The sequence below is a fragment of the Puia dinghuensis genome, from assembly GCF_014642875.1.
Taxonomy (GTDB): Bacteria; Bacteroidota; Bacteroidia; order Chitinophagales; family Chitinophagaceae; genus Puia; species Puia dinghuensis.
In genome coordinates this window covers 622,896-636,806 of record NZ_BMJC01000003.1, presented here as the reverse complement: position 1 = coordinate 636,806, position 13,911 = coordinate 622,896, and the positions used below count along the sequence as shown (strand labels likewise).

The 13,911-nt window shown below is 52.8% G+C and carries 8 protein-coding genes; 1 reads left to right on the top strand and 7 read right to left on the bottom strand.

Annotated features, from left to right (window positions below; all coding sequences use genetic code 11):
• The first annotated feature begins 58 nt into the window (after positions 1 to 58).
• The gene (gene uvrA / locus IEY39_RS15890) at positions 59 to 2,899 is read left to right on the top strand and encodes an excinuclease ABC subunit UvrA (RefSeq protein WP_188933273.1); all 2,841 of its coding nucleotides are present in this window, start codon (positions 59 to 61) and stop codon (positions 2,897 to 2,899) included.
• Positions 2,900 to 2,985: 86 nt separating this feature from the next.
• On the opposite strand, the gene IEY39_RS15885 is transcribed toward uvrA, so the two are convergent.
• From IEY39_RS15885 to glyA, 7 genes are all read right to left on the bottom strand, one after another.
• Positions 2,986 to 4,404 carry a TolC family protein gene (locus tag IEY39_RS15885; RefSeq protein WP_188933272.1) on the bottom strand — a complete coding sequence of 473 codons (1,419 nt, stop codon included), beginning with the start codon at positions 4,402 to 4,404 and terminating at the stop codon, positions 2,986 to 2,988.
• Between the two features lie 27 nt (positions 4,405 to 4,431).
• Positions 4,432 to 7,584 carry an efflux RND transporter permease subunit gene (locus tag IEY39_RS15880; RefSeq protein WP_188933271.1) on the bottom strand — a complete coding sequence of 1,051 codons (3,153 nt, stop codon included), beginning with the start codon at positions 7,582 to 7,584 and terminating at the stop codon, positions 4,432 to 4,434.
• 55 nt (positions 7,585 to 7,639) lie between these two features.
• Positions 7,640 to 8,794 (bottom strand): efflux RND transporter periplasmic adaptor subunit, encoded by a 1,155-nt coding sequence (locus tag IEY39_RS15875; protein ID WP_188933270.1) that lies wholly within the window; start codon positions 8,792 to 8,794, stop codon positions 7,640 to 7,642.
• A 181-nt stretch (positions 8,795 to 8,975) separates the two neighbouring features.
• Positions 8,976 to 9,575, bottom strand: a complete 600-nt coding sequence (locus IEY39_RS15870; protein WP_188933269.1) for a TetR/AcrR family transcriptional regulator — start codon at positions 9,573 to 9,575, stop codon at positions 8,976 to 8,978.
• Between the two features lie 125 nt (positions 9,576 to 9,700).
• Complete coding sequence (locus IEY39_RS15865; protein WP_188933267.1) at positions 9,701 to 12,085, bottom strand: ABC transporter permease; 2,385 nt, start codon at positions 12,083 to 12,085, stop codon at positions 9,701 to 9,703.
• A 49-nt stretch (positions 12,086 to 12,134) separates the two neighbouring features.
• Complete coding sequence (locus IEY39_RS15860; RefSeq protein WP_188933265.1) at positions 12,135 to 12,596, bottom strand: DUF4293 domain-containing protein; 462 nt, start codon at positions 12,594 to 12,596, stop codon at positions 12,135 to 12,137.
• Between the two features lie 29 nt (positions 12,597 to 12,625).
• Positions 12,626 to 13,906: a serine hydroxymethyltransferase gene (gene glyA, locus IEY39_RS15855; RefSeq protein WP_188933263.1), complete on the bottom strand. Its 1,281-nt coding sequence runs from the start codon at positions 13,904 to 13,906 to the stop codon at positions 12,626 to 12,628.
• Between the last annotated feature and the right edge of the window lie 5 nt (positions 13,907 to 13,911).

The window sequence follows — 13,911 nt, the reverse complement described above, 5'->3', positions numbered from 1 at the left end:
TTCCTAATTTTTTTGGTAATTTGCATCTATTCTTAAAGTAGGTTTGTTACAATAATATATGGGTACAACGGGAAAAGTAAAACAGCCAAAAAAACAACAATTGATCCCCTCCGCACCAGCTCCTCACGCTGACGCAATATTTATAAAAGGCGCAAGGGTTCATAATTTAAAAAATATCGATGTCTCCATCCCCCGCAACAAACTGGTCGTGGTCACCGGCGTGTCAGGTTCGGGGAAATCCTCGCTCACCATCGATACCCTGTTCGCCGAAGGCCAGCGCCGCTATGCCGAAAGTCTTAGCGCCTACGCCCGGCAATTCATGGCTCGCATGGACAAACCCGACGTGGATTATATAAAAGGCCTCTGCCCGGCTATCGCCATCGAACAAAAGGTGATCACCCGTACTCCTCGTTCCACAGTAGGGAGCATGACCGAGATATATGACTATCTCCGCCTGCTCTTTGCCCGCATCGGGAAGACGTATTCCCCCATCTCCGGTCGCATTGTAAAAAAAGATGATGTCTCCGACGTGGTTGCAACCATCTCCGCCCTCAACACCGGAGATCGGGTACTTATGCTTACCCCCTTCCGGCAGCATCGCAACAGGGACATAAAAGAAGAGCTGAATATTCTGCTTCAAAAAGGCTTTGCCCGGCTCTATGTTTCGGCCGCTGGTGAGACAGGTGAGACCCTGCGCATCGAAGAGTTGCTGGAGATGACGGATAAAGCGCTCAAAACCAAACTTCCCGCTTCCAGTACTTTTATCCTTGTAGACCGGATAGTCGTAAAGGAATTCGACGAGGACGATCTTCACCGTATTGCCGATTCGGTCGGCACGGCCTTCTATGAAGGCGAGGGTGGGATGGAGCTCGAGATCAATGGCACGAAGAAACTGAGCTTTTCCAACCGTTTCGAACTGGACGGCATCACCTTTGAAGAACCCGTCCCCAATCTCTTCTCCTTTAATAATCCCTTTGGCGCCTGCCCCACCTGCGAAGGGTTTAGCCAGGTGTTGGGCATCGATGCCGATCTCGTCATCCCGGACAGACGGTTGAGCATCTATGAAGGCGCCGTAGCGCCTTGGAAAGGGGAGAAGCTTGTCTGGTGGAAAGATCAATTTATTAAAGGAGCAAAAAAGTTCGACTTCCCCATCCACAAGCCAGTGATCGATCTCAGCAAACAACAATACAAAACTCTCTGGGAAGGCAACGAACACGTACAGGGTATCAACGACTTTTTCGCCGAGGTCGAGCGCAATCTATATAAGGTACAATACCGCGTCCTCCTTTCCCGCTATCGCGGGCGCACCGAATGCCCCGATTGCAAAGGCTACCGCGTGCGCAAGGAAGCGCTCTATGTAAAGGTCGGTGATCGCCACATCGGGGAATTATGCGAGATGCCGGTGAAAGACCTGGCCGAATGGTTCGATCGGCTCGAACTAAACGCGCACGAACAGCAGATCGCCAAACGTATTCTCATCGAGATCAGGCATCGGCTGAGAACCCTAATGGATGTGGGACTGGGCTATCTCACCATGGCCCGCTTAGCCAACAGCCTCAGCGGTGGCGAAAGCCAGCGCATCCAGCTTACACGAAGTCTGGGCAGCAATCTTACCAGTTCACTTTATATATTGGACGAGCCCTCCATCGGGCTCCACGCCCGGGACACCCAAAGGCTCATCCGGGTATTGAAAGAGCTGCGCGATCTCGGTAATACCGTCGTCGTCGTCGAACATGATGAAATGATGATGCGTGAGGCCGATCATATCATCGACATGGGCCCCCTGGCCTCCCATCTCGGGGGCGAAGTAGTAGCCGCCGGCGACTACCAGGCGCTCATAGAAGACGAGGACAGCCTCACCGGCAAATACTTAAAAGGAGAACTCGCCATCACCCCGCCGGCCATCGTCCGCAAATGGACCCGCTCACTCATCCTCGAAGGCGCCCGTCAGAACAACCTTCAAGACCTTACGGTGGAATTTCCTCTCGGCGTCTTTACCGTGGTCAGCGGCGTCAGCGGCAGCGGCAAGACCACCCTGGTAAAACAGATTCTTTACCCTGCGATGCAAAAGATAAAAGGCGAGCCCGGCGACAAGGTCGGGCTGCATAAAGCCCTGAAAGGCGACATCGATGCCATCACCCAGGTGGAGCTGGTCGACCAGAACCCCATCGGCAAATCCTCCCGGAGCAACCCCGTCACCTATATAAAGGCCTATGACGAGATTCGCGATCTCTACGCCCAACAGCCTCTGAGCAAGCTTCGCGGCTTCCAGCCCAAGCATTTCTCCTTCAACGTCGACGGCGGCCGTTGCGACACCTGTAAGGGCGAAGGCGAACAGGTGGTGGAAATGCAGTTTCTGGCCGACGTCCATCTCACCTGCGAAGTCTGCCATGGCAGGCGGTTCAAGGAAGAAATTCTCGAGGTCCGTTACCGGGAAAAGAATATCTACGAGATACTTGGGATGAGCGTGGACGAAGCGCTGGAATTTTTCAAGGACGAGGCAGCCATCCTGCAGAAGATAAAACCCCTCAGCGATGTAGGGCTGGGTTATGTAAAGCTGGGGCAGTCATCCGACACGCTCTCCGGCGGAGAAGCCCAGCGTGTCAAGCTGGCTTCCTTCCTTGGCAAAGGCAGGGCGCAGGGGCATATCCTCTTCATTTTCGATGAGCCTACCACCGGACTTCACTTCCATGATATCCGCAAACTCCTTGCATCCTTCAATGCTCTTATTGAACAAGGTCATACTATCCTGGTCATCGAGCATAACACCGACGTCATTAAGTCGGCCGACTGGGTCATCGACCTGGGGCCCGAAGCCGGCGACGCTGGCGGAAACCTGGTATATGCGGGAATCCCTTCCAAAATGCCCAAGAACAGCAATACGGGTAAATTTCTATAAGCCAGAAAGCCGGGCGTAGCCCGGCTTTCTGTTAAATTACCTCCTGTCGTTTTCAACTGCCTCTCATAAATTGTAGTTCCAAAGTTTTAGTTCCATCCACCTCCAAGCGATCGGTATAATTCCACTTCTGCGCTCAATTGTCCTTTCTTTATAGATGCGAGTTCCAACTCACTTTGTAAAACATTGCTCTGTGCGGTGATCACTTCCAGGTAATTCGCCAGTCCGTTACGGAAGAGACTGTTGGCGTTGACGATCGCCTGTTGAAGGGTGTCCACCCTTTGGGCGGCGATCACCTGCTGCTCCTTCAGTTTTTCGATCTTCGCCAGCGCATCGGATACTTCGCCTACTGCCGTCAGTACCGACTGCCTGAACAGGATCACTGTCTTTTCCCTGTCCACTTTTGCCAATTCGTAATTTGTCTTCAACTGCTTGCGCTGGAAGATCGGCTGTGTCAACCCGCCACCCACGATGCCGAAGAGCGAACCCGGTATATTGAACCAGTTGCTGGACTTAAAGCTGTTGAGACCGCCCTGTGCGGTGATAGTCAGCGAAGGGTAGAGACTGGCCTTTTGGATGCCGACATTGGCATTGGCCACGGTAAGCGCCAGTTCTGAACTCCGGACGTCGGGCCGGCGGCTCACCAGCTGCGCAGGCACACCCGCGGAGAGGCTGTCGCGTATGGTCATCTGTTCGAGCGTCGTCCCGCGGGTGATAGCACCGGGGAGGGTGCCCGTCAGGATGCTGAGGGCATTCTCCTGCAACAGGATGCCTTGTTCCAGCTGTGGGACCAGCTCTGCCGCCGCCTGCTCTTGGGCAACGGCCTGCTGTACACCCAGCGCCGTGACATCCCCGGCGTTATATTGGAGCCGGATGATGGTCAGGGTAGAGTCGTTAAGGGCGAGGTTAGCTTTGGCGATCCTGAGCTGTGCATCCAGCATCAGCAGGTTGTAATAACCATCGGCTACCCCTTCGACGATATTGGTCTGCAGGGCCTTTCTCGCCTCTTCCGTCTGAAGGTATTGTGCAAGGGCCCTTGACTGTTGGTTCTGGATCTTGCCCCAGATAGGCAATTCCCAGCTGAGCGCGACGTTGACATTGTAGTCCTCCAGGTACTTATGTCCTACGAACGTCGGGACGAATTGACCATTGAGACTGTTATCTGCCGGCCGGTTGCGACTGTACGTCGCATTGAAGTTGAGGTCCGGCCAGTAACCCAGCTTGCTTTGTCCCAGCACCAGCTGGGCGGACTGGATACTCTTCAACGCCACCTGCATATCGTAGTTGCGGGCGATGGCGCTGTCGATCAGCACTTGCAGCGTCGGGTCGGTGATAAAACTCTTCCAGGGAAGGTTGGCTACGCTTGTCGTATCCGCCGTCGCCACGTTCCTGAATTGTCCCGGCGTATCCGCCGTCGGGGTAGCTACGTCTTTTGAGACTTTACAGGCTCCTAACCCCAGGAGAAGGGCCAGGGCAAAAGATTTTGATCTTATAAATGATGATGTCATGATATGATTATTTTGGCTGTTCGGAACTTATTCTGCCAGGGCGGGTGATTTCACGTGCTTTAGACCAAAGAACTTTTCCTGAAGGTACTGGAAAATGATAAATAGCACCGGAACGATAAAGACACCAAGGATCACCCCTGTCAGCATCCCACCAACCGCGCCGGTACCAATGCTCCGGTTACCGAGTGCCGCAGCCCCCTGGGCACGCATCAGCGGCATGAGCCCCACGATAAAGGCGAAAGAAGTCATCAGGATGGGACGAAGCCTGAGCCTGGCCGCTTCCGACGCCGCAGTCCACAGGTCCATGCCCGCATGTCTTCTTTGTACCGCATATTCAGTGATCAGGATCGCGTTCTTGGCCAGCAGACCTACCAGCATGATGAGGCTCACCTGAACATAGATATTGTTGTCTATACCAAAGATCTGAAGAAAGGCGAATACTCCAAATACCCCGGCCGGAATAGATAATACTATCGCAAAAGGCAGGATATAGCTTTCATACTGCGCCGCCAGCAGGAAATAGATAAATACCAGGCTCAGGATAAAAATGAAGACGATCTGGGAACCCGCCAACTTTTCTTCCCGGGTAATTCCGGTAAATTCATAACCCCACCCCTTCGGCAACACCTGGGCAGCCGTTTCTTCAACGGCCTTGATCGCATCCCCCGTGCTGTATCCTGGTTTGGGAACCCCATTGATCGTTGCCGAATGATATAAGTTATTATGGCTCACTGTTTCCGGCCCATACACCTTTCTTAAAGTGATCAGCTGATTGACGGGTACCATCTCACCAAGATTGTTCTTGACATAAATGCCCGTAAGCGATGCTTCATTGTTCCGGTAAGGGATATCGGCCTGCGCCATCACCCGGTAGTATTTACCAAACCGGTTGAAATCACTGACAAAGCTGCTACCGAAGTAGATCTGCATCGTCTGCATCAGGTCGGCGACGGACACTCCCATCTGTTTGGCCTTGTTGTTGTCCACATCCATCATGTATTGAGGATTGCCGGAGGAAAAAGTCGTAAGGGCATAGGCTATTTCCTTGCGTTGCATCAGCGCTCCGATGAAAGCACCGGACATAGAACTCAACCTGTCCATCGACCCATTGGTCTGATCCTGCAGCGCGAACTCGAATCCGGCCACATTACCAAAACCCTGTATGGTCGGGAAAGTAAAGAAGAAGGCATGTGCATCTTTCACCTGCTGGGCTACCTGCATCGTCAACATCCCGCTGAGGGTATTGATGTCTTTCACCGGTCCCCGCTCATCGACCGGTTTCATCCGGACGAAACCTGCGCCATAGGGAGATGCATTGGCATTCGTAATGAAGTTCAACCCTTCTACATTATACCTTCTGTCGGTGACGGGAGAGGCCTTGATGATGCTGTCTATCTCCGCAATAGCCTTATGCGTCTTGTCCAGGCTGCTGCCAGGAGGCGTATTCACTGCATACAGGATAAAACCCTGGTCCTCTGTTGGGATAAAACCGCTGGGGGTCCGCCCCATCATATAGTAAGCGCTGCCGGCAAGGACAACCAGCGCAGCGATAGTGATCCATTTGTGGCGGAACAGGAACTTCAGACTGCCCACGTATCTATTCGTCATGGCTTTGAAACCCGTGTTGAAGCCGACAAAGAACCGGGCGCCAAATCCTTTCCTCTTCCCATGCTCGTCGGTGGCGTGCAGATCTTTCAGGAAGATGGCGCAAAGCGCCGGGCTCAGCGTCAAGGCATTGACGGCCGATATAAATATGGCGATAGCCAGCGTGTAGCCGAATTGGCGGTAGAATACACCCGTCGGCCCCTTCATAAAGCCCACCGGGATGAATACGGCAGCCATCACCAGCGTGATCGACATAATGGCGCCGGATATCTCACTCATCGCCTTTAGCGTGGCCTCCTTCACCGGCAATCCCGTATTTTCCATCTTTGCGTGCACGGCTTCCACTACCACAATGGCGTCATCCACCACGATACCGATCGCCAGCACCAGGGCAAACAAAGTCAGCAGGTTGATGGTGAACCCAAACACCTGCAGGAAGAAGAAGGTGCCGACAATGGCCACAGGTACGGCAATGGCAGGGATCAGGGTGCTCCGGAAATCCTGCAGGAAGATGAACACTACGATAAAAACCAGGATAAAGGCTTCCAGCAGCGTATGTTTCACCTGGTCGATCGAAGCATCGAGGAATTCCTTGGAATTGTACATGATAGTAACATGCAAACCCTTGGGCAGTTGCTGCGAAAACTTGTCGACCAGCTGCTCCGCATTCGTAAGGATGTCATTGGCATTGGAGCCGGACAGCTGTTGGATCGCAATACCCGTGGTAGGATGGCCGTTCAGCGTACTGTTCGAAGAGTAAGTATAAGAGCCGAATTCCACCCGGGCCACATCCCCCAGCCGCACCACAGAGCCATCGCTGTTGGATTTGACGATGATATTCTCATAGTCTTCGTTCTTGTTCAGTTTGCCCTTGTATTTCAGCACGTATTCGTAGACTTCCTTGCTGCTCTGACCGAGCCGGCCGGGAGCCGCTTCCAGGCTCTGATCCTTGATGGCGTTGGTCACTTCGACGGGAGAAAGGTTATTAGCGACCAGCCGGTCGGGTTTCAGCCAGATACGCATGGAATAATCCTTGGTGCCGAAGGGCTGGGCGTCTGCAACGCCAGGTATGCGCTGAATCTTCGGGATCAGGTTGATCTTCGCGTAGTTTTGCAAAAAAGTCTCATCATAGCTGCTGTCGGTTGAATAAAGACCGATGAACATGATGATGCTGTTCTGCTGTTTTGTCGTGGAGATACCTGCCTGGATAACTTCCGCCGGTATCTGGCTCGTGGCCTTGGACACGCGGTTCTGTACGTTCACCGCTGCGATGTCGGGGTTGGTTCCCTGTTTGAAGTAGACCGTCAGCTGCATGCTTCCGTCATTGCTGGAGTTGGAGGTCATATAAGTCATGCCCTCCACCCCATTGATGGCTTCTTCCAGCGGAGTAGCGACGCTGCGCGCAACGACTTCGGAGTTGGCGCCGGGATACGTGGCCTGCACCAGTACACTGGGTGGCGCAATATCCGGGAAGAGCGAAATGGGCAGCGTAAAAATGGATAAACCACCCAGTATAAGCAAAATTATAGACACGACCGTTGATAACACCGGCCTTTCAATAAATCTCTTTAGCATAAAATAAATTCTTTCTGTTTGTATTTCAAACCTGTCTGCGGTCCTGTCTCGATCTTTACAGCGGCATCACCTTGAGTACGCTGTCTGCAGACAGTAGCTGCGGGTTAATCACCGCGCCATCCTGCAGCCGATCCATCCCGGCGAACACGATCTTGTCCCCTGCCTGTACACCTTTATCTACGAGATAATAATCGGTTGTTTTTCCAACGATGTGCAGTTGTTTGCTGACAACCTTATTGCTATCCCCAACAGCGTATACAAAGATCCTGTCCTGTATCTCATAGGTGGATGTCTGCGGAACAGGCAAAAGACCGGAATTAGTCTGCGGGATGCGCACTTCACCGGTGATGCCGGAGCGTAACAGCCCTGCGGTATTCGGGAATGTGGCACGGAAGGTTATCGCCCCGATGTTCCGGTCAAATTGACCCTCCATCAGCTCGATCTTGCCTTTGCTGGCATAAATGCTTTTATCAGCCAACTGCAGTTCTACTGGCGGTAATCCCTTGATCTTTTCGTTGATCGTTTTACCAGGGACCTGGCTGGTGAATTTTAAAAAGTCACTCTCGCTCATCCCAAAATAGGCATACACCTCTTTCACATCGGAGAGCACCGTCAGCGGCTGAGCTTCACCCTTGCCGACGAGCGCGCCGACCTTGAAGGGGATGCGACCGATATAGCCGCTCACCGGGGCTTTCAACAAGGTGTAACCCAGGTTGATACCGGCGTTGTTGCCTTCTGCTTCAGCCTGTGCCACTTGTGCTTTTGCAGCATCATAAGCGGCCTGTGCGGCTTTCAGCTGAACGTCGGAGACGACCTTGTTGTCTACCAGCGGCTGCAGGCGGCGTACTTCGATGGCTGCCTTTTCCATGTTGGCTTTGGCGGCTTCTACATTGGCCTCGTTGTTGTGAACCTGAGCCTCATAAGGACGGTCGTTGATCTTGAACAAAGGCTGGCCCGCGGTGACATAGGCGCCTTCCTCCACATAGATACTCTCGAGATAGCCGCTCACCTGGGGGCGGATCTCGACGTTGGTCTTGCCTTCTACCGAAGCAGCATACGTCAGGTAGGTGGTGGCAGGAGCCGTATTGATCGGGAGGACGGGTAAAGACTGCGGAGGGAATGCGGCTTGCGTACCCTGAGCCTGATTACAGCCGGCGATATAGATCGCAGCGGCTATCAAAATGACGGAAAAAACTAGATACTTTCTCATAACCTTATTAAAATATTTAATGGTGTTAAATCAAACGCTAGGAAAGGACTTTTGTTCATATTATTTATCACTGTTAAATGAAAAAGCAAAAAAAACACAGGTTCACATAGCAAAGACGAACGTAGCTCGTCCTGGAAGACAATCGGGGCAAACTTTTTTGGACAATCGTAGAGACTTTTTTTTAGTTGCTCAGGCTACGGGTGATGCCGGAGATAGCATCTTTTAAGATCTGCCGGTTTATTTCGTCCGAAGTTCCTTTCCGGACAATGTTTATGGAGATGAGTCCATGAATGATCGACCAATAAGTATAATATTTGGTACAGACGCGGTCGTCATCCGGGTCGCTGATACCCATCAGTTGAGCGATGGGGCCGGCAGCGATATCAAAGGGGTTGGATCCTGGTGGAAGAATCTCGTCCATGATGCAACAGTTCATTTCCACTCCGAACATCAATTGGTAATACTCTTTTTCCTCGAATGCGAAGTTCCAATACGCCAGCCACATGGCTTCAAGCTGTTCTCCAAGGTCGGTGTGTTTGTTCCTGGCCTCCTGCATTCGGCAGGCCAGCAACATAAATCCTTTCTTCGTCAGTTCCAGCAGGATGGCCTCCTTGTTGGCGTAGTATTCGTAGATGATCGGTGCCGTATATTCTATCTTGTCTGCGATCTTGCGCATACTAAGCGCCTGCCAACCCTCATCCTTCACAATATCGTGTGCTGCATCCAGGATGTTTACCCGGGTCTGTTCCTTTAATCGATTGATTCGCTCCTTGCTCCCCATGTGGTTGCTTCACGCCTTCCGGCGCACCCACCTCCCGATGGGTTTTACTGTCGTAAATAATTTAACACTGTAAAATTAGTAAGATTTTTTCTTCTCCGCCAAATATTTTTTTGGACGGCCATCGGTCATTCCGTCCGGAGGCTCTTGACAGGGCTTGCAACTGCCGCTCTAATTGATTGAAAGCTAATGGTTAATAAGGCGACCAAAAGCGCCATCATCCCGGCCGCCGCAAAGATCCACCAGTAAACGGAGATGCGGTAGGCAAAGCTCTTCAGCCAGCCATGGAGCAGGAACCAGGACACGGGAAAAGCCACCAGGAACGACCAGGCCACCAGCTGCAGGAAGTCCTTGGAGAGCAGGAACACAATATTGCCCACCGAGGCGCCGACGATCTTGCGGACGCCGATCTCCTTGGTCCGCTGGAGGGTGCTGTAAGAAGCCAGCCCCATCAGGCCAAGACAGCTGATGACAATGGCCAGTACGGCAAAGTAGAGGAAAAGCTTTCCAAACCGGTCTTCGGCCCTGTACTGCTTGTCAAAAAACTCATCCAGGAAGAAATAAGAGAAAGGTTTATCGGGCATCAGCCGTTTCCAGGTTTTCTCGATGGTCCCGATCGTAGCCGGGATGTTTTGTCCGTCGATATTGATGGATAGCAGATCACAGGCGCGGGGTTCGATGCGCATGCTCAGCGGTTTGATCACTTCCTGCAGACTGCGGAAATGGAAATCCTGTACAACGCCGATGATGGTCCCCTTCCTGCCCCATTGGTCGAACCTCCTTCCCACCGCTTCCTTCGGCGACCGGTACCCGAATAATTTCACCGCGGCTTCGTTCAACACCATGGCATTGGTGGTATCCGTCAGGAAAGCCCGTGAAAAGGCCCGGCCGGCAACCATCTTCATCTTGAACTGGGGGATATAATCGAAATCGACGAAATACAGATCGAGGTTGGCGATCTGCATTTCCCCATGGGTATTTTCGATCTGCGAATAGGCTCCCGGGTTTCCTCCTCCCGGTACGCTGCCGGACATGGCGGTGGAAAGAACACCCGGCAGGCCCGACACGGCTTGCTTTAAAACCAGTTTCGACGAATCTCCCCGGGTGTCGCAGACCATCTTCTGGTCTTTGTTGAAACCGAGATCCTGGCTGCGCATATAGTTGAGTTGGTTATAGACCACCAGCGTGCCGATGATCAGCCCGGTAGCGATGGTAAATTGTACGATCACGAGGGCCTTGCGCAAAAAAGTACCTCTTGCGCCCGTGGCAAACCGGCCTTTGAGGACCGACACCGGCTGGAAGGAAGAGAGCACCAGCGCCGGGTATAACCCCGCGGCAATCCCGATGAGAATAGCGATCCCCAGCAGGATCAGCAGGTCGCCGGGATGTGAAAAGATGCCCGGGCTGATGATCTTTCCGGCGATCTGGTTGAAGGGGTGTATCAGCAGTGCCGTGAGGATCACCGCCAGCAATAAGGCCATCAGGCAAAGGATGACACTTTCTCCGATGAATTGCCGGGCCAATTGCCCCTTCACCGCGCCTACTACTTTCCGGATACCCACTTCTTTTGCCCTGTCGGCCGACCGCGCCGTGGTCAGGTTGATGAAATTGATACAGGCGATGAGTAGAATGAATACGCCGATGATGGAAAAGATATAGACATCCGTGATATTCCCCGTTTTCGAGCCATCCCTGGTGCTCCGAAGATAGACATCCCTCAGTGGTTCGAGGAAAAGGGTGGGGATCATATTGATCTTATGCATCTCCGTTCCATTCATCTTCTCCAGGAAAGCCGGGAATTTCTTTTCCAGGGCAGCGGCGCTGGCCCCCGGTTTGAGCAGCACATACCCGTTGGGTCCATAATTTCCCCATTGGTCGTCCAGCCCCCGGTTGAGTCGCTGGGTGATCGTATTCATCGAGACGATCATGCTGGCCTTGATGATGGAATTATCCGGAATATCCTTCAGGACGCCGGTGACTGTCGCATGGAGCTTTTCCTGGCCGAGTGCCAGCGACTTACCCATCGGATCGGCGCTACCGAAGAATTTTTTGGCGGTGGTTTCGGTCAGTACGACGCTAAAGGGTTCTTTCAGGGCGGTCTTCCGATCGCCTTTCAGCAGCGGGAAGTCAAATATCTGTAAGAAGGTGGAATCCGCCACCGCGACATCGTCCTGCGCGAATTGCTGATCTCCCCGGTAGACCAGCCAGGTGTCTCCCGTTCCGACCCGCACTGCCGATTCCACTTCCGGCAATTCCCCGGTAAGGTGGGGCGGTACCGCCCAGGAAGGCTGGCTGGCATGGAGGGTCTCGGTCGGCGTCTTGATATCGCATACGATGCGGTAGATGCGGTCGGCCTTGGAATGCATCGAGTCATAGCTCAGCTCGAAGCGGACATAGAGGAAGATGAGAAAGAAGGCGACCATGCCCACGGTCAGCCCGATGATATTGAGGAAAGTAAAACCTTTATGTTGCCAGAGATTGCGGAAGGCGATTCGCAGGTAGTTTCGAAGCATAGGAGGGAGTTTGGCTTAAGGTACCAAAATCCCCGGGAATGTTGCAGGCTTATCGTAGCCGATCCGTGCTTTTAACCAATTTTTCGTCTTTACGGATGCCCTGGGCTGCGAAAAACAGGCATACGGGGATCGCAGCCGACAAAAGGGCGCCGAGACTGAAACTGCCTTCCACAAAATGGGGGGGGCCGCTCGCCTGCCAATAGAGCAGGATGTTGAGCAGGGATAGAATGATGAGCCCGATGGTGATCCAGAGCTGTTTTTTCCTGTCCTTGTAGTTGAAAATATTGTAAAGCGTCAATGCGATGATGACACAGGTCACTATCAGTATCAGCACACTGCCGGAACTGGCGCTATCCTTTCCGAAACCGAATACCGGCGCGGCTTTTACTCCCATCATAACATGTCCATTTGTGCCCACTGTCACGTTTCCGGTATAAAAAGGAAACCAAAAAGTCAGCACCGCACAAATGACGGCCAGCAGCATCCAAAGCGTTTGTTTTCTTTGCAGCATAGTAAAGGTTTTTATTGCCCGGCAACCGCTTAAACCAGCTCAGGATAAAGCGGGAATTGCTTCATAAACGCGTTTACATCGCCGCGCAGCGCTGTCAGCACATCGTCCTTTTCTGCATTCACCAGCGCCTTGTCGATCATCTCCACGATGGTGGCCATATGCGCTTCCTTCATCCCCCTCGTAGTCACGGCCGGCACACCCACCCGGATACCCGAAGTGATAAAGGCGCTTTTGTCGTCAAAAGGTACCATATTCTTATTCACCGTGATCTCGGCCTTGCCAAGCGCGATCTCCGCCTTCTTGCCGCTGATATCCTTGTTGCGCAGGTCGATGAGTAAAAGGTGGTTGTCCGTGCCGCCGGAGACGATGTGATAACCCTTTGCCAGGAAAGCGGACGACATAGCCCGGGCATTGCTGATGATCTGATTGGCATAGGTAGTGAAATCTTCCGACAGTATCTCCCCAAAAGCGACAGCCTTTGCTGCGATAACATGCTCCAGGGGGCCGCCCTGTGTGCCGGGGAACACCGCCAGATCGATGAGATTGCTCATAGGACGGATATTTCCCTTTACATCCTTCAGGCCAAAAGGATTGTCGAAGTCCTTTTTCATGAGAATGATACCGCCGCGGGGACCACGAAGCGTCTTATGTGTCGTGGAAGTAACAAAATGGCAATGGTCGAAGGGACTGTTGAGCAACCCTTTGGCGATGAGCCCGGCCGGATGCGCCATATCACACATCACCAGGGCTCCGACGCTATCGGCGATAGCTCTGATCCGTGCATAGTCCCAGTCACGGCTGTAGGCGCTGGCGCCACAAACGATCAGCTTCGGTTTTTCTTTTTTGGCTACCGCCTCCATCATGTCGTAATCCACTCTGGCGTCTTCTTTGCGGACGCCATAGGCTACGGGACGATACAGCTTACCCGAGAAGTTCACCGGCGAGCCATGCGTCAGGTGTCCGCCCATGCTGAGATCGAGCCCCAAAAAGGTATCCCCGGGTTGCAGAATGGCCAGCATCAGGGACGCATTAGCCTGAGCGCCGCTATGCGGCTGGACATTGGCATATTCGCAGGAAAAGATCTGCTTCAGCCGGTCGATGGCTAATTGTTCTACCTGGTCAACGATCTCGCAGCCGCCATAATATCTTCTGCCGGGATAACCTTCTGCATATTTATTGGTGAGTACCGTCCCCATGGCCTTCATCACGGCCAGGGAAGTAAAGTTTTCAGAAGCTATCAATTCAATTCCATGGCGCTGGCGTTCCAGTTCTTTATGAATGAGATCGAAGACTATGGTATCATTTTGCATGGCGC